16 protein-coding genes and 1 pseudogene are annotated in these 24,041 nt (G+C 71.6%); 9 read left to right on the top strand and 8 right to left on the bottom strand.

What is annotated here, in order from left to right; genetic code table 11:
- Nucleotides 1-424 precede the first annotated feature (424 nt).
- From AB0E02_RS14810 to AB0E02_RS14835, 6 genes are all read left to right on the top strand, one after another.
- Nucleotides 425-1,099 (top strand): 2Fe-2S iron-sulfur cluster-binding protein, encoded by a 675-nt coding sequence (locus AB0E02_RS14810; protein ID WP_362138964.1) that lies wholly within the window; start codon nucleotides 425-427, stop codon nucleotides 1,097-1,099.
- Nucleotides 1,096-2,091, top strand: coding sequence for a xanthine dehydrogenase family protein subunit M (locus AB0E02_RS14815; RefSeq protein WP_362138967.1), 996 nt, complete (start codon nucleotides 1,096-1,098; stop codon nucleotides 2,089-2,091). The genes AB0E02_RS14810 and AB0E02_RS14815 overlap by 4 nt, the downstream gene beginning before the upstream one ends.
- A gap of 55 nt (nucleotides 2,092-2,146) precedes the next feature.
- Nucleotides 2,147-4,264, top strand: coding sequence for a xanthine dehydrogenase family protein molybdopterin-binding subunit (locus tag AB0E02_RS14820; protein WP_362138969.1), 2,118 nt, complete (start codon nucleotides 2,147-2,149; stop codon nucleotides 4,262-4,264).
- A gap of 177 nt (nucleotides 4,265-4,441) precedes the next feature.
- Nucleotides 4,442-4,942 (top strand): ATP-binding protein, encoded by a 501-nt coding sequence (locus tag AB0E02_RS14825; RefSeq protein WP_362138971.1) that lies wholly within the window; start codon nucleotides 4,442-4,444, stop codon nucleotides 4,940-4,942.
- 862 nt (nucleotides 4,943-5,804) lie between these two features.
- A complete protein-coding gene (locus tag AB0E02_RS14830) occupies nucleotides 5,805-7,862 on the top strand; it encodes a phosphocholine-specific phospholipase C (protein ID WP_362138973.1) in 2,058 nt (685 codons plus the stop codon).
- Nucleotides 7,863-8,034: 172 nt separating this feature from the next.
- Complete coding sequence (locus AB0E02_RS14835; protein WP_362138975.1) at nucleotides 8,035-9,093, top strand: aldo/keto reductase; 1,059 nt, start codon at nucleotides 8,035-8,037, stop codon at nucleotides 9,091-9,093.
- 70 nt (nucleotides 9,094-9,163) lie between these two features.
- Here AB0E02_RS14835 and AB0E02_RS14840 read toward each other — a convergent pair whose 3' ends face one another.
- Together AB0E02_RS14840 and AB0E02_RS14845 are read right to left on the bottom strand one after the other, a co-directional pair.
- A complete protein-coding gene (locus AB0E02_RS14840) occupies nucleotides 9,164-10,345 on the bottom strand; it encodes an Ig-like domain-containing protein (protein ID WP_362138977.1) in 1,182 nt (393 codons plus the stop codon).
- A 181-nt stretch (nucleotides 10,346-10,526) separates the two neighbouring features.
- Nucleotides 10,527-11,597 carry a DUF6777 domain-containing protein gene (locus AB0E02_RS14845; RefSeq protein WP_362138979.1) on the bottom strand — a complete coding sequence of 357 codons (1,071 nt, stop codon included), beginning with the start codon at nucleotides 11,595-11,597 and terminating at the stop codon, nucleotides 10,527-10,529.
- 494 nt (nucleotides 11,598-12,091) lie between these two features.
- On the opposite strand from AB0E02_RS14845, the gene AB0E02_RS14850 reads away from it, so the two are divergent.
- Both AB0E02_RS14850 and AB0E02_RS14855 read left to right on the top strand, forming a co-directional pair.
- Entirely contained in the window at nucleotides 12,092-13,444 is a 1,353-nt protein-coding gene (locus AB0E02_RS14850; protein ID WP_362138981.1) for a streptophobe family protein, read from the top strand.
- A 68-nt stretch (nucleotides 13,445-13,512) separates the two neighbouring features.
- Nucleotides 13,513-14,223 (top strand): annotated as a pseudogene (locus AB0E02_RS14855) (transposase).
- Between the two features lie 115 nt (nucleotides 14,224-14,338).
- Here AB0E02_RS14855 and AB0E02_RS14860 read toward each other — a convergent pair.
- The 5 genes from AB0E02_RS14860 to AB0E02_RS14880 all read right to left on the bottom strand — a co-directional run bounded on the left by AB0E02_RS14860 (nucleotide 14,339) and on the right by AB0E02_RS14880 (nucleotide 20,635).
- Complete coding sequence (locus tag AB0E02_RS14860; protein ID WP_362138983.1) at nucleotides 14,339-16,381, bottom strand: PA14 domain-containing protein; 2,043 nt, start codon at nucleotides 16,379-16,381, stop codon at nucleotides 14,339-14,341.
- A 94-nt stretch (nucleotides 16,382-16,475) separates the two neighbouring features.
- Nucleotides 16,476-16,616, bottom strand: coding sequence for a hypothetical protein (locus tag AB0E02_RS14865; RefSeq protein WP_362138985.1), 141 nt, complete (start codon nucleotides 16,614-16,616; stop codon nucleotides 16,476-16,478).
- A 41-nt stretch (nucleotides 16,617-16,657) separates the two neighbouring features.
- Nucleotides 16,658-17,653, bottom strand: coding sequence for a serine/threonine-protein kinase (locus AB0E02_RS14870; protein WP_362139071.1), 996 nt, complete (start codon nucleotides 17,651-17,653; stop codon nucleotides 16,658-16,660).
- Nucleotides 17,654-17,709: 56 nt separating this feature from the next.
- Nucleotides 17,710-18,267, bottom strand: coding sequence for a hypothetical protein (locus tag AB0E02_RS14875; RefSeq protein WP_362138987.1), 558 nt, complete (start codon nucleotides 18,265-18,267; stop codon nucleotides 17,710-17,712).
- A gap of 16 nt (nucleotides 18,268-18,283) precedes the next feature.
- Nucleotides 18,284-20,635, bottom strand: coding sequence for an FHA domain-containing protein (locus AB0E02_RS14880; RefSeq protein WP_362138989.1), 2,352 nt, complete (start codon nucleotides 20,633-20,635; stop codon nucleotides 18,284-18,286).
- 452 nt (nucleotides 20,636-21,087) lie between these two features.
- Here AB0E02_RS14880 and AB0E02_RS14885 point away from each other — a divergent pair, with 452 nt between their 5' ends.
- Complete coding sequence (locus tag AB0E02_RS14885; protein ID WP_362138991.1) at nucleotides 21,088-22,746, top strand: solute carrier family 23 protein; 1,659 nt, start codon at nucleotides 21,088-21,090, stop codon at nucleotides 22,744-22,746.
- A 72-nt stretch (nucleotides 22,747-22,818) separates the two neighbouring features.
- Here AB0E02_RS14885 and AB0E02_RS14890 read toward each other — a convergent pair whose 3' ends face one another.
- Nucleotides 22,819-23,544, bottom strand: a complete 726-nt coding sequence (locus AB0E02_RS14890) for a transcriptional regulator (RefSeq protein ID WP_362138993.1) — start codon at nucleotides 23,542-23,544, stop codon at nucleotides 22,819-22,821.
- Nucleotides 23,545-24,041 lie beyond the last annotated feature (497 nt).

The raw sequence follows: 24,041 nt of genomic DNA on the forward strand, positions 1-24,041 counted from the left end.
CACAGCAGAACGTCACAGCAGAACCTCAAAGGAGAACTCCAAGGGAGAACCTCAAGGGAGAACCCCAAGGGCGAACGCAACGGAGCACGCCACGAGGACACCACAACGCACCCCACCACAACGCACCCCACCACAACGCACCCCACCACAACGCACCCCACAACAACGCACCCCACGAGAACGCACCCCCGCCGACGCACCCCACGAGCACACAAGCCCCGGGCGTACGCCACCGGGCAATCGCAAGGCGGAATCGGAGCCAAGGGGAAAGCGGAGCCAGGGGGAACGGGAGCAAAGCCAAAGCCGGATCAGGGGAAGGCGGCGCAAGCCGGAACCGGCGCAACCCGGAACCGAAGCAAGGGAAAACCGGAGCAAGGGGAAAAGCGGAACCAGGGGGACCCGGAGCAAGGAAAGGCAGAAGCGAGTGCAGCCCACCAATCAACCGGCGGACGCCGGAGGGGCGCGGGCGGCGGGCGCCGCGCGTGCCGGGACCGGTGCCGGAACGCGTGCAGGGACGGCCACCGCCCGCCCCGTCCGGTCCGACCGGCCCGCCGAGGCGGCGGCCGAGCAGAGTTCCGCGCTGGTTCTGCACGTCAACGGAACGGCGTACGAGCTGACCCTGGATCATCGGACCACGGTCCTGGACGTGCTCCGAGAGCACCTCGGTCTCACCGGGGCCAAGAAGGGCTGCGACCACGGACAGTGCGGCGCCTGCACGGTGCTCGTCGAGGGCCGGCGCGCCAACAGCTGTCTGATGCTGGCCGTGGCCCAGGACGGACGGCACATCACCACCATCGAGGGGCTGGCGGACGGGGAGCGGCTGCATCCGCTCCAGGAGGCGTTCGTGGAACGGGACGCGCTGCAGTGCGGCTACTGCACCCCGGGCCAGATCTGCTCGGCCGTGGGAGTGCTCCAGGAGGCGGCGGACGGCTTCCCGTCCCACGTCACCCCCGCCGACGCGCCCCAGGGCGGGCCGGTGCAGCTGACCGTCGACGAGATCCGCGAGCGGATGAGCGGCAACCTCTGCCGCTGCGGGGCGTACCCGCGGATCGTCGAGGCGGTCCATGACGTGTCCACCGACCAGGGGGTGGCGTCATGAAACCGTTCGGATACGTGCGGGCGATGAGCGTCGAGGAGGCCGTGCGGGCCGCCGAGGGGCAGCCGGGAGCCCGCTTCCTCGGTGGGGGCACCAACCTCGTCGACCTGATGAAACTGGGCGTGGAGCGGCCCGGTCTGCTCATCGACGTCACCCGGCTGCCGCTGGACCACATCGAGGAACTGCCGGACGGCGGGCTCCGCATCGGGGCGATGGTCAGCAACAGCGCCCTGGCCGCGGCGGCCCCCGTGCGCGAGCGCTACCCGGTGCTGTCGCAGGCGGTGCTGTCCGGTGCGTCGGGGCAGCTGCGCAACACCGCGACCACCGGGGGCAATCTGCTGCAGCGCACCCGCTGCCTGTATTTCCAGGACGTCTCCAAGCCCTGCAACAAACGCGAGCCGGGAACCGGCTGCCCGGCCCGTGAGGGCGTGCACCGCGACCTCGCCGTACTGGGCCACTCCCCGCACTGCGTCGCCACCCAGCCGTCCGACATGGGGGTGGCGCTGGCCGCACTCGACGCGACCGTCCACCTGCACGGCCCGGACGGCGACCGGAGCGTGCCGGCGACCGAGTTCCACCGGCTGCCCGGCGACCACCCCGAGCAGGACACCGTGATCCGGCCCGGCGAACTGATCACCGCCGTGCAGCTGCCGCCCGCGGACAGCGGGGCGCGGTCCCGCTACCGCAAGGCCCGCGACCGCGCGTCGTTCGCCTTCGCGCTCGCCTCCGTCGCCGCCGTGCTGGACGTCCGGGACGGTGTCGTACGGCGTGCCGCGCTGGCGTTCGGCGGGCTCGCGCACCGGCCGTGGCGGGCCCGTGCGGCCGAAGAGGTGCTGCGGGACGCGCCCGCCACCGAGGACACCTTCGCCCGCGCCGCCGAGGCCGAACTCGCGGCCGCCGAGCCGTTGCGCGACAACGGCTTCAAGGTCCCGCTGGCCCGCAACCTCGCCGTCGCCGTCCTGACCGAACTGGCGGCCCCACCCGCCCACGGCTGACCTCCACCCATCCCCGGACCCACCAGGGTCTCCAGGAGCACCCAAGGACCCGCCCATGAGCCCCCGCACCTTCCCGCTCGGCCCACCCCCGTACCCCCTGGGCGAACCCCTCGTCCGGCGGGAGGGCCGGGAGAAAGTCACCGGTGCCGCCCGTTACGCGGCCGAACACACCCCGCCGAACTGCGCCTACGGCTGTCCGGTCGCCGCGGGCATCCCACGCGGCCGGGTCGCCGCCGTGGACACCACCGAGGCGCTCGCGCTGCCGGGTGTGATCACGGTGCTGACGCACGAGAACGCCCCCCGGCTGGCCGCCGCCGAGGACCCCACGCTGTCGCTGCTCCAGGAGGACCGGGTGCCGCACCGCGGCTGGTACGTGGCGCTCGCGGTCGCCGACACGATCGAAACGGCGCGGGCGGCCGCCGAGGCCGTCCGGGTGACGTACGAGACCGACGACGACGTCGACGTCCTGCTGCGGGCCGACCACCCGCGGATGTACGAGCCGGACAAGGTCAACGGCGGGTACCCGGGGACGCGGGAACGCGGCGACTTCGAGGGGGCGTTCGCCGCCGCGCCGGTCACCGTGGACGCGACCTACCACGTGCCCCCGCTGCACAACCACCCGATGGAACCGCACGCCTCGACCGCCCAGTGGAGCGAGGGGCATCTGACGGTCCACGACTCCAGCCAGGGGGCCACCAAGGTGTGTGAGGACCTGGCCGCCCTCTTCAAGCTCGACACGAGCGAGATCACCGTCGTCTCCGAACACGTCGGCGGCGGCTTCGGCTCCAAGGGGACACCGCGCCCGCAGGTCGTCCTGGCCGTGATGGCCGCGCGGCACACCGGGCGGCCGGTCAAGGTCTCGGTGCCGCGCCGGGAGATGCCCGCGGTCGTCGGCCACCGCACCCCGACGATCCAGCGGGTCCGCCTGGGCGCCGGCCGCGACGGCGTGATCACCGCGCTGTCCCACGAGAGCGCCACCCACACCTCCACCGTCACGGAGTTCGTCGAGCAGGCCGCGGTGCCCGCCCGCGTCATGTACGCCTCGCCGAACAGCCGCACCGTGCACCGCGTCGTCCCGCTCGACGTACCGACGCCCTCGTGGATGCGCGCCCCGGGCGAGTGCCCCGGCATGTACGCCCTGGAGTCCGCCATGGACGAACTCGCCGTCCAGCTGGGCATGGACCCGATCGAACTGCGGATGCGCAACGAACCGGACACCGAGCCGGACAGCGACCGGGCCTTCAGCAGCCGGCACCTGGTGGGCGCGCTGCGCGACGGTGCCGAGCGGTTCGGCTGGCTGCCGCGCGATCCGCGGCCCGGCGTGCGCCGCGAGGGCGATCTGCTGCTCGGCACCGGTGTCGCCGCGTCCACCTACCCCGTTCTGATCGCCGCTTCCGACGCCGAGGCGCACGCCGACCGCGACGGCACCTTCCGGATCCGGGTGAACGCCACCGACATCGGCACCGGCGCCCGCACCGTGCTCGCGCAGATCGCCGCCGGTGCGCTGATGGCCCCGGAGGACCGGGTCCGGATCGAGATCGGCAACAGCGATCTGCCGCCCGCGATGCTGGCCGGCGGCTCGGCCGGCATCGGCTCGTGGGGCTGGGTGGTCCACAAGGCGTGCACGGCGCTGCGGGCGCGGCTGCGGGACCATGTCGGGCCGCTCCCCGCCGACGGACTCACGGTCGCCGCCGACACCCGCCAGGAGACCTCCGAGCGGTCCCCGTACGCCCGGCACTCGTTCGGCGCCACCTTCGCCGAGGTGCAGGTCGACACGGTCACCGGGGAGATCCGGGTGCGCCGCCTGATGGGCGTGTTCGCGACCGGCCGGATCCTCAACCCCCGCACCGCACGCTCCCAGTTCATCGGCGGGATGACCATGGGCCTGGGCATGGCGCTCACCGAGGGCAGCGAGGTGGACCCCGAGTTCGGCGGCTTCGCCGGGTGCGATCTGGCCGGCTACCACGTACCGGCCTGCGCCGACGCGCCGCGGATCGAGGCGTACTGGGTCGAGGAGGAGGATCCGCACCTCAACCCCATGGGCAGCAAGGGCATCGGCGAGATCGGCATCGTGGGCACCGCGGCGGCCGTCACCAACGCCGTGTGGCACGCGACTGGAGTAAGGCTGCGCGACATTCCGCTCACCCCCGACAAGGTGCTGCCCCACTTGTGAGAGGGCCGTATCAGGTGAGCGCCGGGGGTCGCGGTGACCATGAGCTGTTGCGGGCCCCCGGTGGCCGGGTCAGCATGACAGATGACCCATACGTACCAGATGCTCACTCTTCGTGTTCGGGGTTCGTTGGTCCAACGAGGTGAAGGACGTGAGCCTCTCGCGGTGAGGAGCCACGACATGAGACTTCCCAGCGACCGGCACTACACGGTCGAACTGCATGCTTCGGCGGAGCGCGTGCCGCAGATCCAGCGGATTCTTGCCGCGCACCTGAGGTATTGGGACCTCGAGCTCCATATCCCGCCCGTATGCCGGGGAGTCGCGGAACTCCTGACCAACGTCCATCGCCACATCGGCCCGGAGGCCCGCTGCGTCGTCGAACTCCGCTGGTCCGGCCGCAATCTGACGACCTCCGTCGCCGACGAGGGCCCGCGGCTGCCGAAGCTGCTGAGCGCCGCCGGCGGCGGGCTCTCCCGGGTCGCCTCGCTCAGCGACAGCTGGGGCACCTGCGGCACCCCCGAGGGCAAGGTCATCTGGTTCACCCGGCGCGTCGAGGCGACCCGCAGGACGCGGCTGGCCGGCCGCGCCCCGCTGCGCAGCGTGCCCGACGAGAAAGGGCAGCCGGTGGTTCCGCCGGCCGTACCGGTCGAGCCGCTCGCCGAGCCCGCCCGCCTCGCCTGATACGTCCGCGACAGGGCGGGGCCACGGTCACCGAACCCGGCGGGGCGTCCGCCACGGCGCGCCCCGGCACCGCCTCGCCCACCGGCCGATAGCCGCCCCCGTCAAGGCAGTTGAGTCGGAGGCCGGCCGTCCGCCGCGGTGACGACCGCGGCACGGCAACGGCCCGGAGCCTCAACGGCGCGCCACGGCACCGCTTTTCGGCGGTCCCCTTCTTCTTCCTCCTCTGCTTCTCCGGCCGGCCCCAGCACGGCGACCCGTCGGCGTGCCCGTGCCCGTGCGCCCGCCCGTCGGCCGGCCAGACCCGGACCGGCCCGGTACCGGTCCGCGTCGGCCGCCTTCCCGGCACCTCCGCCGTCCTTCCGCCGCCGAGCGGCGCCCCCGCCTCCGTCGTGCAGCAGGTCCGGATTCCGGCCACTTCCGGAACCGGCCCTGTCGTTCCCGCCTGCCCGCGGTCCTTAGCCCCCGCTCCGACCGCGCCGCCGCGGCAGCCCTACGGAGCCCCCGCGCCCGGCCGCGCCCTCGTCCCGTCCCGCACCCTGCACCGCACCGGGCGGCTGACCTGCCGGCGCCCGCGGATGGTGCCGGGCCGACCCGTCCGGTGGCCGCCCGGATTCCGGTACGAACCGGGCGGCCATCGGCCCCGGTCACCGAGCGGGTTCGGCGCCCGTTGCTCCCTACCGCTCCGACCAGGGAGTTCGCTGCCCGTACGGCGATCCGACACACATCTGACACCCCCCCTTCCCTGACGCTCGTTCCTCTTGGAACACTCTGCTGACGCTGTCATCGCACAGCACCTCACACAACCGAACAGCTACGCCTCAACTCACCAGCATTCCCCCCATATCGCGAGGTCCCCAGACTCATGCCTGAACTCAATCGGCGGCGATTCCTCCAGATCGCCGGTGCCACCGCGGGCGTTTCGGCGCTGTCCAGCAGCATCGCCCGCGCCGCCGCCATCCCCGCCACCCGTAGCTCCGGTTCCATCAAGGACATCGAGCACGTCGTGGTGCTCATGCAGGAGAACCGTTCCTTCGACCACTACTTCGGTTCGCTGAAGGGCGTACGCGGCTTCGGTGACCCGCGTCCGGTCATCCTGGAGAGCGGCAAGTCCGTGTGGCACCAGCCGGACGGCGGCAAGGACGTCCTGCCGTACCACCCCGACGCCGACGACCTCGGCATGCAGTTCATCGAGGGCCTCAACCACGACTGGGCCGGCGGCCACAAGGCCTGGAACAACGGTAACTACGACAGCTGGATCCCCGCCAAGGGCACCGGCACGATGGCCTATCTGACGCGCAAGGACATCCCGTTCCACTACGCGCTGGCGGACGCGTTCACCATCTGCGACGCGTACCACTGCTCGATCATCGGGGCCACCGACCCCAACCGCTACTACATGTTCTCCGGCCACGTCGGCAACGACGGCTCGGGCGGCGGCCCGGTCCTGGGCAACGAGGAGGCCGGCTACAGCTGGACGACGTACCCGGAGCGGCTGGAGAAGGCCGGGGTCTCCTGGAAGGTCTACCAGGACATCGGTGACGGCCTGGACGCCAACGGCAAGTGGGGCTGGATCGACGACGCCTACCGCGGCAACTACGGCGACAACTCGCTGCTCTTCTTCAACCAGTACCGCAACGCCAAGCCCGGCGACCCGCTCTACGACAAGGCCCGCACCGGCACCAACGCCAAGCAGGGCGACGGCTACTTCGACCGGCTCAAGGCCGACGTCAAGGCCGGCAAGCTGCCCCAGGTCTCCTGGATCGCCGCGCCCGAGGCGTTCTCCGAGCACCCCAACTGGCCCGCCAACTACGGCGCCTGGTACGTCTCCCAGGTCCTGGACGCGCTCACCTCCAACCCCGAGGTGTGGAGCAAGACCGCCCTGTTCATCACGTACGACGAGAACGACGGGTACTTCGACCACATCGTCCCGCCCTACCCGCCGGCCTCCGCCGACCAGGGCCTGTCCACCGTGGACACCAAGCTCGACTACTTCGGCGGCAACGCCACCTACTCCGCGGGCCCCTACGGCCTCGGCCAGCGCGTGCCGATGCTCGTCGTCTCCCCCTGGAGCACCGGTGGTTACGTCTGCTCCGAGACGTTCGACCACACCTCCATCATCCGGTTCCTGGAGCGCCGCTTCGGGGTGCACGAGCCCAACATCTCGCCCTGGCGGCGGGCCATCTGCGGCGACCTGACCTCGGCCTTCGACTTCTCCCTGGAGAACACCAAGCCGGCCGCGCTGCCGGACACCGACGGCTACCAGCCGCCGGACAAGGACCGGCACGACAGCTACGTCCCCAAGCCGCCGGCCAACCCCGTGCTGCCCAAGCAGGAGCCCGGCTCCCGGCCGTCCCGCCCGCTGCCGTACGCGCCGCTGGTCGACGGTGCCGGGACCGCGTCCACCGGGCGCTTCACGCTCACCTTCAGCGCCGGCGCCCGGGCCGGTGCCTGCTTCACCGTCACCGCGGGCAACCGCACCGACGGCCCCTGGACGTACACCACGGAGGCCGGCAAGAAGATCTCCGACACCTGGAACACCGCCTACTCCAAGGGCGTCTACGACCTGTCCGTCTTCGGGCCGAACGGCTTCCTGCGCACCTTCAAGGGCGACGGCAAGAAGAAGGGCCCCGAGGCGACCGCCCGTCATGACGCGACCACCGGGCGCCTGGTCCTCACGCTGACCAACCCCGGCAGCACCGACGCCCACCTCACGGTCACCAACGCCTACGGCGGTGCCGCCCAGACCTACCCGGTCCGCGCCGGCGCCACCGTCAAGCACGAGATCGACCTGCGGGCGAGCAAGCGCTGGTACGACCTGTCGGTCACCTCCGACACCGACAAGACCTTCCTGCGCCGGTTCGCCGGCCACGTCGAGAACGGTCAGGTCGGCGTCAGCGACCCGGCGATCATCACCGGCTGACCGGAACCGGACGGGGCGCCCGCCGCACACGCGGGCGCCCCGGCACGGCACCGCCCACCGGGGCGACGCCCGGTGACACGCACCCTCCCACACGCCGATGACGTGCCCTCAAGTGCGCTCCAGCTCCTAGCGTGGCGACCACGACCGGCCAGAGCGGACCGAAGGGAACCACGTGCGCTACACATTGTTCGGCAGGACCGGCCTGCGGGTGAGCGAGCTGAGCCTGGGCACGATGACGTTCGGCGAGGAATGGGGCTGGGGCACCCCCAAGGAGACCAGCGCCCGGATCCTGGACGCCTACGCCGACGCGGGCGGCAACTTCCTCGACACCGCCAACAATTACACCGAGGGCTCCTCCGAGCGGATGCTGGGGGAGCTCCTGGAGGGCCGCCGGGACGCCTTCGTCCTGGCGAGCAAATACACCTGCGTCACGCGCAAGGGCGACGTGAACGCGGCGGGCAACCACCGCAAGAACCTGATCCGTTCGGTCGAGGCCAGCCTCGCGCGGCTGCGGACCGACCACCTCGACGTGCTGTGGGTGCACGCCCGGGACAACTTCACCCCGGTCGAGGAGGTCATGCGGGCGCTCGACGATGTGGTGCGGGCGGGCAAGGTGCTCTACATCGGCGTCTCCGACTGGGCGGCCTGGGAGATCGCCCAGGCCAACACCCTCGCCGAACTGCGCGGCTGGACCGCCTTCGCCGGCTCGCAGCTGCGCTACAACCTGCTGGAGCGGACCCCGGAGCGGGAACTCCTGCCGCAGGCCCGCGCCTTCGACCTGGCGGTCCTCGCCTGGGCGCCGCTGGCGGCCGGCAAGCTCACCGGCAAGTACCGCCGCGGCGAACAAGGCCGGCTCACCACCGTCGATTCCGAGGTCGCCCGCGACCACAACGCGGACGAGACCGTCGGCACGGTGCTGGAGATCGCCGAAGAAGGCGGCTGGAGCCCGGCGCAGGTGGCGCTGGCCTGGCTGCGCGGCCGGCCCGGCAACATCGTCCCGATCATCGGCGCCACCAAGGAGAGCCAGCTCGCCGACAACCTGGCCAGCGTCGACGTCGAGCTGGACGCGGACGCCAGGCTCCGGCTCGACCGGGTGAGCGCGGTGCCGCTGGGCTTCCCGCACGACTTCCTCCGGGAGCCGGGCATCCTGGACACCGTCTACGGCGACCGCTGGCCCGACATCGAGGACCGGCGCTCGACCTACCGCCGTACGGCCGACGGGATCCGCTGACCGGTGCGCCTTCCGGCCCGGGCGGTGCCGGTGCCCGTACCGGGGCCGGAAGGCGCGGTTTTCCCGGGGGCTACTTCAGGGCGCTCCGCTGCTGCCACTGCTGCCAGCTCTCCTGCCAGACCTCCAGGCCGTTGCCCACGTCGGTCCTGTTGGGGTTGGAGGTGCCCTTCACCTCGACCGTGGAGCCGATGCTCAGGAAGTCGTAGACCTTCTTGGCGTCCGAGGTGGTCATGCCGAAGCAGCCGTGGCTGTTGTTGACCACGCCGAGGGACTTGTTCCACGGGGCGGAGTGCAGGAAGGTGCCGGACGCGGTGAGGTGGGTGACCCACTGCGAGTCCAGCATCCACTCGGTGCCGTGGCCGATGGTGGCGGAGTCCATGGTCTCGGCGGCGTTCTTGCTGCGGACGGTGTGCACGCCGCCGCGGGTCGGGTCCTGCGGGGAGCCCGCGGAGCCGGTGATGGTGCCGACGCTCTTGCCGTTCTCGTACATCGTCAGGCGGTGCGCCGGTACGTCGATGACGGCCTTGTGGTCGGCGCCGATGCTGAAGCCGAAGTTGTAGTCGCGGGCGAACCAGCCGCCGGCGTCGCCCGAGTTGATGCCGGACAGCGCGCCCTTCACCGAGACCTTGGTGCCGCTCGGCCAGTAGTCCTTGGGGCGCCAGTCGATCCGGTCCTTGCCGGAGTAGTCCTTGACCCAGCCCCAGGCGCCGGTGACCTGCGGCCGGGTGGTGACCTTCAGCGCCTTCTCGATCTCGGCGCGCCGGTCCTTGGCTATCGGCTGGTCGAAGAGGATCGATATCGGCATTCCGGTGCCGACGGTCTGGCCGCCGCCCGGGGTGTTGGTGAGCTTGTTGATCCTGTCGGCCTTCTCGGTGGTGAAGGTCGAGCTGGCCGCGGCCTTCCGGCCCTGGTCGGAGGTCGTCCGGGTCCGTACGGTGTAGGTGGTCGCCGGCTTGACCTTGCCGTCGGAGCTCCATGACGTGCCGTCACCGGACAGCCGCCCCTCGACCGTGCCGCCCTTGTCGTCCTTGACGTCGACCGAGGTCAGCTTGCCGCCGGCGGCCCGCACGGATATCGCCGAGCCGAGCTTGGCCGCCTTGCTGCCCGCGGCCGGCGTGACGGTCACCTTGGCCGGCGGCTCGTCGGCCTTCGTCGAGCCGGCGCCGCCACCGCCGCACGCGGTCAGCAGACCGGTCGCCGCGGCGAGGACGGGTATCAACCGGGCGGGGTGGCGGCGGAGTGCGGGATGCACGGGGGTCCCTCCAAAGCAGAACGCTGACAGTGGCGGGGCCCGGCCCTGGTAAGGGGGGAACCGTCAAGGCTGCCCATGCACCCGCCGCCTATGCAGAGGGTGTGTCCGCTGTGGAGGTTGTCCGCCGCGCCGGAATTTCAGGACACGGTTCGATATCGAGGGGTGTGCGGTGGTGGCCGCGTCAGGTGGCCGGGGCCGGGGTCTCCTGCCCGCCGCTCGGGTGGGACTCGTTGCCTGACGACCCGCCACCGGGCGTGGAACCGCCCGGTGTGGAGCCACCCGGTGTGGACCCGCCGGGCGTCTCACCGCCCGTGGACGATTCGCCGCCGGTCGTGCCCTCACTGGGGGCGCTCGGTGTCTCGGGCGTCGTGCCGCCCTCGGAGCTGGAGCCGCCGGGACTGGTCTCCGGCGGGGACGAGCCGCCGGAGGGCGGCGTGCCGGGTTCCGTCGTCGGGGAGCCCGGTACGGTCTCGCCCGGTGCGGGCGGTCCGGACGGGCGCATCGAGGCCGGCGGGCCGCTGGGCGTCTCCTTCGGCGGGGCCGACGGGTGGTCCGCGGCCGCGCCGGTCTCACCCTTGGGGCGCTTGAACCACTGGCCGGTCTTCGGGTTGCGCAGGGTGAATTCCTTGATCTCGGAGTTGGCGGGCGTGACCACGACCGCGTTGGTGGGCTGGTAGCCGGGCCAGGTCTCACCGGTCGTCCTGGCGCCCTTCGCCAGGGCCTCCGGCCCGGTCAGCGGGTTGCCGCACTTGCAGCGCACCCGCGGTACCCCGTAGCTGTCGACGAGGACGGCGGTGCCGGCCTGCAGGACCGACTGGAAGGGGTAGGCCTTGCCGTCCTTGTAGCCGTGGTTGGTGACCCGGGTGTCGTAGCCCAGCTGTACCGGCGTCATCGACCGCAGGTACGCCGGGATGTCACCGGGTGCCTTGTCCAGCGCCCCGGCGAACGCCTGCCGCTTCGCCGGCTGGCTCTCCAGGTACTTGATCTGCTTCTCGACGTCGCAGCTCGCGGTGTGCTCGGTGCCGCCGTAGAGGCCCGGCATCGAGCCGGGGATCTGGCTGTTGGTGCCCTGGGAGGGCTTCACGGGGCGGACCGAGGGGGCCGCGGTGGACTCGTTCGCGGTGGAGGCGGTGACCGGGTTCTGGCCGGTCGCGCCGGCCGGTTCGGCGAACAGCTCGGCCGAGGCGGAGCCGCCGCCCGGCCGGGTGAGGACGATGGTCAGGATCACCGCGGCGACGACGGCCGCGGCCACGATGGCGACCCGGGGCGCGGAGCGCCACCAGGGACTGCCGCCGCCGGTTCCGCCGCCCCAGCCGCCGCCCCCGCCGCCGCGGCCCCGGCCGCCCGGGGGCCTCGGCCCTTCCGGCCTGCCGGGCTGCGGCTGGGGGCGCCCGGGGCCGGAGCCCACCTGCGTCGGCTCGCGCGAGGGACCGGAGGGCCGGCCCGAGAGGGGACCGGTGGGCGGCCCCGTGGGGTGGCTGTCGGGCGGCGGTGGAGATGTCACGGGTCCCTCTTCCGGCACAGGGCCATCCGGCCACGCGGATGTGGTGCTGTTTATTCCCTTTATAGGCAATTGTCTGCCTCAGATCGGCGCCGTCCGCAAGCGGGGCGACGGGGACGCGTACACGACGAGGAGGCGCACGCACGGAAGGGGGTGTGCCTTCGGTGGCGGGCGCGTTCGACTGATGAGGTAATTGCGGCAGTTGTCGCAATTACTGAATGTCGGGGAAGGTGAGGAGGCAGCGCGTGAGCCAGATCCGAGGCCCCGCCCCGGCCGGTCCCGGACCGGTCCGCCCCGGCGGCGTACCGGCCGCCCTCCGGGCCTGGGGGCAGGCCCTCGGGGCGGCCGCGGCCGGCCTCCTGACCATGATCGTGGTCGCCGCGCTCGGCCTGTGGGCGGCCGGCGCCACCGACCTGCCGGACGGGGCGTTCCCCTCCGTCGTCGCGGCCGCCGTGGTGGTCGCCGCCGGCGGCTCGATCGGCCTGACCGGTGACGCCGGGATCATCGTCCAGGCGGACGCCGCGCTGGACGTCGTACCGCTCTCGGTCACGCTGGCCGGTGCGCTGGTGACCGCCGCCGTCTTCCTGCTGCCGCTGCGCCACCGGGCGGTGGCCGGCACGGCGGAACTGCTCGCCCGCATCGCCCGTACGGCCGTGTGCTGGCTGGTCCTGCTGCTGCTGATCGCGCTCGCCGCCCGGCGCAGCTTCCGGATCTCGGTGGGCAACGACCTCGCCGACGAAATCGGCGCCGAACTCGGCACCACCCCCACCGTCGGCTTCCGCCCCGACCTGGGCGCGACGCTGGGCTTCGGGCTGCTGTGGGTGCTGGCGGTGCTCGCGCTGACCTTCCTGGTCTCCCGCCGCGCCCCGCTCTCCTCCCGGCTGCTGCACCACCAGGACTCGCTCCGGCCGCCGGCCTTCGCCATGGTGCTGACCCTGCTGGTCTACGTGGCGATCGCGCTGGTCATCGCCGTCATCGAGCTGATCACCGGCGACCACCCCACCGACACCCTCGCGGTGATCTTCCTCGGGCTGCCCAACCTCGCCTGGATGGCGCTGGGCATCGGGACCGGCGGCGGCTGGACGGGCCATGTCGACAAAGCCATCGGACTGCCCCTGCCGCAGGTCCTGGACCAGGTGCTGCGCACCCACGAGCAGGGCACCCTCGACCTCGGGTCGCTCGCCGAACAGGACGGCCGCGCCTGGTGGCTGCCGGTGATCGCCGCGGTGGTCCTGCTGACCGCCGCGTTCCTCGCCGCGGTCCGCTCCCCGGCCCGGAGGCCGGCCTGGCGGCACGCCGTGGACCTGGCGGTGGCCCTCGCGCTGACCCTGTTCGTCGTCGGCATGCTCACCCGGGTGTACGCCCACTACGGGCTCTCCCTGATCGGCATCGGCGACCTCGGCGGCAATCTGGGCGGCCGGGTCACCCTGCAGCCCCAGCTCCTCCGGCTGGTGGGCGTGGGCGCCGCCTGGGGACTGGTCACCGGCTTCCTCGGCAGCCTCCTGGCCCGCGGCGTACGGCACCGCGGCGAGGTACGGGACAACGGCCCGGGCCGCCGCCCTCCGGGCGGCCGACGGGAGTTCGGCGACCGGGCATAGGTCCAGGGCGCTAGCTCTCCCGATCTTGCCTGGTCAACGGCATGGTGGTGGGTATGTAGCTCGGGGAGGTGGAACGGCTCCGGGGTGAGTTGTCGGAGTTCGTTGCTGATGTGTTGGGGTCGCTGCCGTGGCGGGATCAGCGGCGGTGGGGTGATTGTTATCTGCGTGGTCCGATGCTGGACGGTCGGCGCAAGTCGATCCAGCCGATGGCCGAGCGGCTGCCGGACGGGAACATGCAGGCCCTGCAGCAGTTCGTGAACCAGTCGCCATGGGATCCGCTGCCGGTGCGGCAGCGGATTGCGCACAAGCTGTGCGAAGCGATCCAGCCCGAGGTGTGGGTGGTCGATGATGTGTCGTTTCCCAAGTGCGGCACGGCTTCCGTCGGGGTGGCCCGCCAGTGCTGCGGAGCCTTGGCAAGCGGGCGAACTGCCAGGTCGCGGTCAGCGTGCACGCGGCGACCGACACCGCGTCCTGCCCGCTGGAGTGGGAGCTGTTCCTGCCCCAGGAGTGGGCGGCCGATTCCATCCGGCGCCAGGCAGCCAAGGTGCCGGGCGATGTCGGGCCTGCCCGCCACCACACCGATCACCGACCTCGTGCGAGGGGCCACGATGCGCTGGCGCATCGAGCACGACTACCGCGAGCTCAAGCACGGTCCGGGCCTGGACCACTTCGAAGGCCGCACCTGGCGCGGCCGGCACCACCACGTCACCCTCGTCACCGCCGCCCAGGCCTTCCTCACCCTGCGGCGGCTCGACCCCAAAGCACACATGCCGGTCTGACCCTCTACCAAGTCCTCGACGTCCTTCAGGACTTGCTGAGGTGCCGGACCGGCACCTGCACCACCTGCGGCCGCCCCCTCACCACAAACAGAAGCAGAACCAGAACCTGACGAAGCTAGACGCGGTCCTGGAAGACTGTGTACCAGGGGTACGTGCCCACCACGGCGCCGTCGGCCGTCACGGCCTCCAGCGTGTAGAAGTAGGTGTTCCCCTTCGTCGCCGTGGTGTCCGCCCACGTCCGGGCGTCCGCCGGGAGTAGTCCGTCGTGCTGGGGCTCGTACGCCTTGGTCGCCGGGTTCCACCGGCTCACGCGGTAGCCGGTGACCGTGGCGCAGCGGGCCGTGTCGGTGCACTGCCAGTCGACGGACGGACGGGTGGCCGTCGCGTTGTGGCTCAGCGTGCCGAGGTTCCAGTCCCGGGTGACGGTCACGGACGGCCGGACGTCGAGCTCGGTCGCCTCGACCACGGTGACCTTCGGGTCGCTCGGGTGCAGCGTGTTGCCCCAGCGGTCCTTGGCCATCACCGCGTACACGTGCGTCTCGCCGTCCGGCAGGTCGCCGCAGAGGATCGCGAGCGGGTTGCTCGTGCCCTCCGCGCAGGTGTCGGGGCCGAGCCACTTGACCGTGCCGTCGGCCTGCCGGACGCCCGTCCACACCACGTACTCGTCGATGTCGTCCTCGGGTGAGGCGGCCCAGCTCACCAGCATGCCGTCGGCGCGCGGGGTGACCTTCACGCCGGCGACCGGGCCGGGCGCCACGGTGTCGCCGGTTCGGACGACGAGCGGCGCGGAGTACGCCGACTCGTTGCCGTCCGGGTCCACCGCCGTGACGGCGTACGTCACGTACGTGTTCATGGGCATGTCCAGGTCGACGCACCGGCCCCCGTTGCCCGCCTCGTTGCTCCCCTCTTCGGCGCAGGCCACCTCGGTACGCGCGGCCGGGTCGAAGGTCTTGCCGGACGAGCGGTACACGCGGTAGTGCCCGCCGTTGTCCCAGTCCTCGACCCAGCGGCCGCCGGGCGCCGTCCAGTTCACCGAGGTGGAGGCGGGAACGGTGTAGGAGTTCAGGCCGGTCGGGGACTCCGGCGGCGTACGGTCGACGCCGTCGCCGGTGACCGTGGCGTACGCCCCCGGGTTGCCGAGCGCGTCGACGCCACGGACGCGGTAGTAGCGCGGGGCATTCGGGGGCGCGTCGGTCCGGTACGACGCCGTGGTCGTCGTGCCCAGCAGCGTGAAGGGGCCGGTGGCCTCGGACGAGGCGTACACCTCGTACTTCGCCGCGTCGGCGACGGCCTGCCAGTTCAGGGCGGCCCACCACGCGTCGCTGACGACCGTGAGACCGGTCGGGGGCACCGGGCCGGTGCGGTCCACGGTCGTCGCCGTCACGTCCGGGCTGCCGGTGGACTCGCGGCCGGCCTTGTCGACGGCGCGGACCTCGTACAGGAAGGTCTGGCCGGTCGCGGGCGACGCGTCGACGAAGGACGGGGTGGTGAGCAGCGACGTGCCGCTGACCTTCGCCCAGCTCGTGGCGCTCAGTCGGCGGTACACGCGGTACCCGGCGAGGTCCATCTCCTTGTTGGCGGCCCAGCGCAGGGTCGTCTTGGCGGTGTCGCGGTTGTACGCGGCGGTGAGGCCGGTCGGGGCGAGCGGCTTGACCGTGTCGACGGCGGCCTCGGTGCGCGGGGTGTACGTGAAGGCGGCGTTGGCGACGCCGGTCCAGGCAACGTAGTCCACGCGGATCGTGTGCTTGCCGGCCGGGATGGTCAGGTCGACGGTCTTGCGGGCGGTGGTGGAGACGTTCTTCCACAGGTCGATCTTCCGCACGCCGTCGACGTAGACGCGCATGCCGTCCTGCGTGGCGGCGGAGAGCCGGAAGGGGCCGCCGGAGCCGAAGTCACGGGTGAGGGACCAGCGGACGGAGAAGTTGTCCTTGGGCAGCGTGACGCCGGCCGGGTCGCCGTACCCGTAGTTCTCGCTGATGGCGGAGTCGCAGGCGGTCAGCTTCGGCGTGCCGCTGAAGGTGGAGTTGCCGAAGTACTGCGCCCTCCAGACGGGAGAGGTGCAGGTGACCGCCGCGGAGGCGGGGGCGGCGGTGATCAGGCCGCCGGTGGTGGCGAGCGCCGCCGTCGCGGCCAGCGTGGACAGCCGGGTACGAGTCATCAGGAGAGTGGGCCCCTTCTGGACCAAGGGAAAGCATGTGAAACGGGTGACGCCTCTGTGACTCATGGGGCGGGGGCAGGGTTGCCCCGCCCGCTCACCACTTTTCACGGACGTTCGCCACGCGTCGGCCGTACCGGTGGACGTCAGCCGTGGCGGCGGCCGCGCGCATGTTCCCGTCCGGCAGCCGCTCGGCCATCAGCTGGATCGACTCGCGCCGGCCACATGCCTCCGCCATGCCCCCAACCAGCCAGGATCAGCAGACCTCACGAAGCACTACTAGTGCGTCCGGCCCCGGAACACCGGGGCCGCCCAGCGCGGCGGGGGCGGCGGTGTGCGCCGGTCGCTCCCCGCCGCCTGGCTGCCGGCCACGACCGCCCCGGTGTCCACCTGGGTCGCCTGATGACCCTCCGGCGGCGACGTTTTCTTGGGGGGCGGCACGGTCCGCCCGGCCGCGCGCAGCGCCGCCACGAAGCCCCGGCAGGTCTCGTACCGGTCGTCCGGCGTCTTGGCCAGTGAGCGGGTGAAGACCGGGTCGACGGCCGGCGGCAGATCCTGCCGCAGGGTGGTGAGGAGCGGCGGCGCGGCGTTCATGTGGGCCCACAGCAGCGCCATGTCGTCCTCCCGCCGGAACGGCGGCGCCCCGGTCAGCATCTCGAAGACCACACAGGCCAGGCTGTAGACGTCGCACCGGCCGTCCACCGGGCGGCCCGAGATCTGCTCGGGCGCCACGTAGTCCAGCGTGCCGACGAACTGGCCGACCCGGGTGAGCCCGGTCAGCGACAGCGACTTCTTCGTCAGCCCGAAGTCCGTCAGATAGGCGTGCTCGGGACGGTCGCTGTCGGTCCCCTCGGCGATCAGGATGTTGCCCGGTTTGACGTCCCGGTGCACCAGGTCGTGCGCATGCGCCGCGTCCAGCGCGGAGGCCACCTGCAGCGCGATCCGGCAGGTGGTCTCCAGCGAGAGCGGACCCTCCCGGGCCAGCAGCGCCGCCAGGTCCTTGCCCTGGACGTACCGCATGGCGATGTAGAGCATGCCCTCGGTCTCACCGGCCTCGAAGACCGGCACGATGTGCGGATGGTCGATCGCCGCGGCCACCCGCGACTCGTGCGCGAACCGCTGCCGGAAGCTGTCGTTGCGGGCGAGCTCGGGCGCCAGCAGCTTCACCGCCACGGTCCGGCCGAGCCGCAGGTCCTCCGCCCGGTAGACCACCGCCATCCCGCCCCGGCCGATCTCGTCCTGCAGCAGGTACTCGGCGATCCGGCGCCCGCGCAGCCCCGACGAGTCGGGCGCCGTGGTGCGCGACCGGTCCCGCTCGTCCGGTGCGCCGTTCACAGGTACTCACCCGGCGGGGGAGTGGCCGAATGGGAGGTGGCCGGTGCGTCGTCCTCGCCGCTCCGCGACGACGGCCGGGACCCCACCGCGTACGTCTGCAACGACACCCCGTCGCAGTAGCACCACCGCTCGTGCCGGGCGTCGTACAGCCAGAGCGCGTCGCCGTCCACGACCACCCCGATCCGCTGGCCCCGGGTCCGCTCGGCGAACGACTCCCCGTCCAGCTGACCGGCCGCCAGCTCCTCGACCAGCCGCCGGTAGCGGACCAGCGCCTCCTCCGCCGCGCCCAGCAGCGGCCGCGGGTCGGCGGTCCGGGCGGCGGGCTGCGCGGCGGACGGCGGATCGCGCGGGATCGACAGCAGCAGCCGCCCGTCCACCCAGGCCGACCAGCCGTTGGAACACAGCGCCAGGGCCCAGTCGCCGCGCCGCTCCAGGACCTGGACCGGCAGCAGCGGATCGAGCGGTGCGCTCGGCATGGTCGCGTCCGGTGCCGACCACGTCGCCATACCCTCCGGCGGGACGACATGGCTGGGGAGGAAAGCGGGGGCGGTCACAGGCGGCTCCTCGCTGCTATTGGCGCATGATCTCGGGTTCGTGCCGCCGCAGCAGCCGGGTGACCACGAAGCCCGCGACCAGCGAGAGCACGACCATCATGCCCATGTCGAGCAGCCAGACCCCGGCGGTGTGCCGGAACAGCGGGTCCGCGGTGCTGGGGTCCGGCAGCAGCCGGTGCAGGTCGATGGTGCCCGCCATGGCGCCCAGCGCCCACCGCGAGGGCACCAGCCACGCCAGCTGCTCCAGCCCCGGTACGCCGTTCAGCTTGAGCAGCGCACCGCAGAACACGACCTGGACGATGGCGAGGAGGACCAGCAGCGGCATGGTGACCTCCTCCTTGCGCACCAGCGCGGACACCACCAGGCCGAGCATCATGGCGGTGAACGCCAACAGCGCGACGGCGAGGATGATTTCGATCAGGGCGGGCAGCAACACCCCTTTGCCGCCGGGTGCGTTCAGCTTCACTCCGGTCAGCGCGACCAGCGTCAGCACCACCGCCTGGACGACCGTGATCAGCCCGAGCACCAGCACCTTGGACATCAGGTACGCCGAGCGGGACAGGCCGACGGCTCTCTCCCGTTGGTAGATCGTCCGTTCCTTGACCAGTTCGCGCACCGCGTTGGCGGCGCCGGTCAGCACCGCCCCGACGCACAGGATCAGCAGGGCGTTGAGCGCGGTGTCCGGCGTGAGCGAGGACCCGGCCAGGGCGTGCGCCATCGCACCCATCACGAACGGCAGCGCGACCATGATGATCAGGAAGGTGCGGTCCGCGGTCAGCGCCGACGTGTACCGGCGCACCAGCGTGTGCAGCTGGGCGCCCCAGCTCTGCGGCTTGTGCGCGGCCACCGATCCGGCCGGCGCCTCCGGGGCGTGCGGCGGCTGGTGGGTGTCCATCGCGATGTAGCGCCGGTGCTGCGGCGAGGCCCGGTAGGTGCCCGCCCAGTCCCGGTCGACTTCGTTCTCGAAGGCCTCGAACGCCTCCGGCCACTGGGTGAACCCGAAGTACGGCAGCGCCTCCTCCGGCGGTCCGTAGTACGCGATGGTCCCGCCCGGCGCCAGGACCAGCAGCCGGTCGCAGACGTCCAGGCTGAGCACGCTGTGGGTGACGACGATGACCGTGCGGCCGTCGTCCGCCAGACCGCGCAGCATGTGCATCACCGACCGGTCCATCCCGGGGTCGAGCCCGGAGGTCGGCTCGTCGAGGAAGAGCAGCGACGGCTTGGTGAGCAGCTCCAGCGCCACGCTGACCCGCTTGCGCTGCCCGCCCGAGAGGCTGTGGATCGGCTGGTTCACCCGGGCGTCCAGGCCCAGTTCGTGGATCACCTCGTCCACCCGGGCCTGCCGTTCGGCCTTCGCGGTGTCCTCGGGGAAGCGCAGCTGCGCCGCGTAACCGAGCGCCCGGCGGACGGTCAGCTGCAGGTGCAGGATGTCGTCCTGCGGCACCAGGCCGATGCGCTGGCGAAGTTCGGCGTAGTCGCGGTAGAGGTCGCGGCCGTCGTAGAGCACCGTGCCGTCGTCCGCGGGGCGCAGCCCGGTCAGCGCGTTGAGCAGCGTCGACTTGCCCGCGCCGCTCGGGCCGACCACGGCGAGCAGCGTCCGCTCACCGACCGGGAACGACACCCGGTCCAGCAGCGTTTTCTCCGTCCGGTGGCCGCCGTCGACCCGGACGGTCAGGTCCTGGACGTCCAGCGAGACCTCGCCGGTGTCGATGAACTCCTGCAGTTCGTCGCCGACCAGCGCGAACGCGGAGTGGCCGATGCCGATGATGTCGCCGGGGATCAGCGGGGCCCGGTCGACCGGCTGGCCGTTGAGGTAGGTGCCGTTGTGGCTGCCCAGGTCGACGATCTCGAAGCCCTCCGGGCCGGCCCGCAGCTCGGCGTGCCGGCGGGAGACCGACAGGTCGTCGACGACCAGGTCGTTGTCGGCTGCGCGGCCGATCCGGGTGGTCCGGGCAGCCGGGATCGGCCGCACGGAACTGGGGGCGCGGAAGGTGTGGGTGCCGGCGGGGTGCGAGACGGCGGACGGCCGCCGGACCGGCTCCGGGCGGGGCACCCGGGAGAGCACCGCGCACGGCCCGTCGGCGGGGTTGCCGAACCGGATCACGCTGCCCGGCCCGACCCCGGTCTCCTCGACCCGCCGCCCGTCGGCGAAGGTCCCGTTCGTACTGTCCTCGTCCCGCACCGTCCAGTGGCCGCCCTCCGCCTGCAGCACCGCGTGGTGCCAGGAGACCCGGGCGTCGCTCAGCACGACCTCGCTCTGCGGGTCCCGCCCCACGTGGTAGGTCCGGGCGGGATTCATGACCTGGGTGCCGCCGTCGGACTCGACGACGAGCTCGGGCGCGGTGGGCGTCTCCGGCCGCTCAGCCATACCAGGATTTTACGGCGGCGGCCCGGGCCCCGCCCGTCCGCGCCCGGCCGCGGCCGTGGTCCATATCGCCGCCATCGCGACAAAGGCCCTGGCAAGGCTGCCGCCCAAAACGGAAATTCAAGCGGCGATCCCGCTTTATATATGCGAAGGCAGGCTTTATGGGGGCTTTATGCGAGCGAACGCCACCGGTTACTCGCGAGGAAGGCCGAAGGTCAACTAGGGTGAGCGATCCGATTGGCCGCCACCCGCAAATTCCAAGGAAATGCCGGACATTGCTGCGCTGATCGAAGGAAGTCCTGCCGAACCAGGACGCAATGTGCAGCGCAGGGCTATGTGGTGTCGGCAACACCGGTTCACCGTCGGCTTTGTAAGACCCAGCCGGCCCGTCCGTTCACCGGGACGCGACGGCGCCGGTCCTTCTTATTCACCTACCTCCTGAAGGCAAGGCAGAGATGGCACGAGTCTCCCGACCGCATCACCCACAGTTCCCGAACGAGAGAACGCATCCGGTCGACGAGGTGCTCCCCGTCGGCAAACTCACCCTCTACGGTTTCCAGCACGTCCTCGCCTTCTACGCGGCCGCGGTCATCGTCCCGATCCTGCTCGGGAACGCCCTGGAACTCTCCCACGAACAACTCGTCTACCTGATCAACGCGGACCTGTTCACCTGTGGCATCGCCTCGATCATCCAGGCCCTGGGCGTCTGGAAGATCGGCGCCAGGATGCCGCTGGTCCAGGGCGTCACCTTCACCGCCGTCTCCCCGATGATCGCCATCGGCCAGGGGGCGGGCGGCGGCACCGCCGGACTGCTCGTCGTTTATGGCGCGGTGATCACCGCGGGCATAGCGACCTTCCTCTTCGCGCCGTTCTTCAGCAAGCTGGTGAAGTACTTCCCGCCGGTCGTCATCGGCACCATCCTCACCATCATCGGCATGACGCTGATACCGCAGGCCCTGCAGGACGCGGCCGGCGGTGCGCAGTTGATCGGGAAGCCGGAATACGGCGACCTGAAGAACCTCGGATACGCCCTGGGAACCCTGCTGTTCATCCTCGCCGTGGTCCGGATCGGCAAGCCCTATCTGAGCAGCCTCGCCGTGCTGCTCGGCCTCCTCGGCGGTACCGCGGTCGCCTGGGCCTTCGGCGACGTGGATTTCAGCGCGGTGCAGAACGCCGACTGGTTCGGCGTCAGCACGCCCTTCCACTACGGAATGCCGAAGTTCGAGCCGTTCCCCATCATCGCGATGGTCGTCGTCATGCTGATCACGATGGTGGAGACCACCGGTGACGTCTATGCCATCGGGGAGATCACGCGGAAGCGGGTGGACAACGACACGGTCGCCCGGGCGCTGCGCGCGGACGGTGTCGCGACCCTTCTCGGCGGTCTTTTCAATTCCTTCCCCTACGTGGCATTCGCCGAGAACATCGGTCTGGTGCGGATGTCCCGGGTCATGAGCCGGTTCGTCGTGGTCGCGGCCGGTGTCTTCATGATCGCCCTGGGCCTGCTGCCGAAGGTCGGCAGCCTGGTCGCCGCCATCCCGCATCCGGTGCTCGGCGGTGCGGCGATCTCCATGTTCGGCATGGTCGCCACCGTCGGCATCCAGATCCTCGGCAAGGTGGACCTGCGCGAGGAGCGCAACGCACTGATCCTGGCGGTCAGCCTCGGCGCCGCGATGCTGCCGACCGCCGTCGCCCCGTTCTTCGAGCGGATGCCGGAGGGCGTCCGGGCCGTCCTCAACAGCGGCATCACGCTGGGCGGTCTGACCGCGATCCTGCTGAACCTGCTCTTCAACGTCTTCACCCGCCGCAACTCGGTGGAGATCGACTGGGACGAGATGGAGGACGACGGGGAGCCGGCGGACGCGGCGTACCCCTCGCCGGCCGACCAGGACCCGGTGGGCGCCGCCGACCCCCTGGGCGTCCCCGGCCCGGCGGCCGCCCCGTACGACCCGCAGGGCCCGGTCGCGCATTTCCCGCCCGACCCGGCCCAGCACTTCCCGCCGCCCGGCCCGGCCCGGCACTTCCCGCCGCCCGGCCCGGCCCGGCACTTCCCGCCCGGCCCCCAGCACCCGCAGGGACCCGAGGGACCCCACTGGGGCACGCCGGCCCACTGAGCGCGGCCCCGGACGCGCGGCGGGCGGGGAAGGGCCCGCACCCTTCCCCGCCCGCCGCGCTCCCGGAGTCGTCTAGTAGGCGGTCACCGTGTTGAACGGCGGCGCCTCGCCGGCCTCGCCGATCAGCTCCCAGAAGTGGTCGGCCAGCCGGCGCAGGTACGCCGACCGTTCGGCCGCGACCTCCTTGAGGCGGGAGTCGTCGTTGCGTGCCACCAGGTGTCCCATGTAGCGCTCGGAGAACTCCGCGAACTCCGCGTGCATGGTGCGCAGCGCGTCGCTCACCCGGGTCTTGTTCAGCGTGGTGATCTCGATGACCGGTCCGACGTGTGCCTTCCAGCGGCCCTCGATGGCCGACCGCAGGTGCCCGGCGAGTTCCTCGTCCCGTCCCATCACGCCGATCAGCTTCCGCAGCGACAGGCCCAGCGCCTCCACCAGGGCCTTGGTCTGGCGGTAGTCACCGTTCCACCGGTTCGCGGCCTCCGCCGCCCGGTAGGCCGCCGGGTCCATGCCGATCAGCTGGGCCAGCCGGTCCACCCCGACCTGACGGGACATCCGGTGTTCGGCCAGGGTCCGCGGCTCGACGCCCATCAGCACGGTCGGCGGGCACCACAGGACGTCCGCCAGGGCGAACAGCTGGGATTCGGTCGGGACCTGGGAGCCGTACTCCCAGGCCTCGATGAGCTCCGGCCGGACCGGCGCGCCGCAGGCCGTCATGGACTGGGCGACCTGAGCCGTGGTCAGGCCCACGCGGGCCCGCGCGGATCTGGCCTCTGCGGGGGAAAACGGAGTGCTGTACACGTGCGGGACACCTCGCTGCACCCGGCGCTGGAGGGTGCTTTGGGGGGAGAAGAGATGGAGGAACATCCAGGAGCGGGCAGATTAACAGATCGTCCATAGGTACGAACCTCCATTTCCCCTTCGACTCGAAGGCGCCGGGACCGTGCGAGGCGCCGGTGCGTCAGAAGTGCACGATCTGTCCCATTTCCCTCATCAACCCGCTTACTGGGTATAGCTGATAGGCCGGTGCTTACCGGGCGGTAGCGCACAACGAATCGGCTCGGACGACACGGCGTAATAAGAGCGTTACGCAGATGAAGGTGGGGTGTCACAGTGAACCCCGAGGCTGGCGTTGCCGACCGGAACGCGTGGCGGACCGGCCGGCTGCACCACCCGACATCCGGTCCTCCCCCCACAATCCGATCAGGATGGGACCCTTATATGCGAGCAATGCAGGAACGCCGCGATGCGTTCCGAGGCTTGGAGGCTGCGTCAGCAGCCGTGCGTCCGCGCGTCGT

Origin of the sequence: Streptomyces sp. NPDC048196 (genome assembly GCF_040652715.1) — a bacterium.
In the GTDB taxonomy this organism is placed as follows: Bacteria; Actinomycetota; Actinomycetes; order Streptomycetales; family Streptomycetaceae; genus Streptomyces; species Streptomyces siderophoricus.

What these genes read in the sequence shown, in the direction of transcription:
- AB0E02_RS14880 (WP_362138989.1), bottom strand. Translation starts at nt 20,635, where the DNA reads ATGGCTGAGCGGCCGGAGACGCCCACCGCGCCCGAGCTCGTCGTCGAG.
- AB0E02_RS14820 (WP_362138969.1), top strand. Translation starts at nt 2,147, where the DNA reads ATGAGCCCCCGCACCTTCCCGCTCGGCCCACCCCCGTACCCCCTGGGC.
- AB0E02_RS14865 (WP_362138985.1), bottom strand. Translation starts at nt 16,616, where the DNA reads ATGGCGGAGGCATGTGGCCGGCGCGAGTCGATCCAGCTGATGGCCGAG.
- AB0E02_RS14885 (WP_362138991.1), top strand. Translation starts at nt 21,088, where the DNA reads ATGGCACGAGTCTCCCGACCGCATCACCCACAGTTCCCGAACGAGAGA.
- AB0E02_RS14825 (WP_362138971.1), top strand. Translation starts at nt 4,442, where the DNA reads ATGAGACTTCCCAGCGACCGGCACTACACGGTCGAACTGCATGCTTCG.
- AB0E02_RS14860 (WP_362138983.1), bottom strand. Translation starts at nt 16,381, where the DNA reads ATGACTCGTACCCGGCTGTCCACGCTGGCCGCGACGGCGGCGCTCGCC.
- AB0E02_RS14815 (WP_362138967.1), top strand. Translation starts at nt 1,096, where the DNA reads ATGAAACCGTTCGGATACGTGCGGGCGATGAGCGTCGAGGAGGCCGTG.
- AB0E02_RS14830 (WP_362138973.1), top strand. Translation starts at nt 5,805, where the DNA reads ATGCCTGAACTCAATCGGCGGCGATTCCTCCAGATCGCCGGTGCCACC.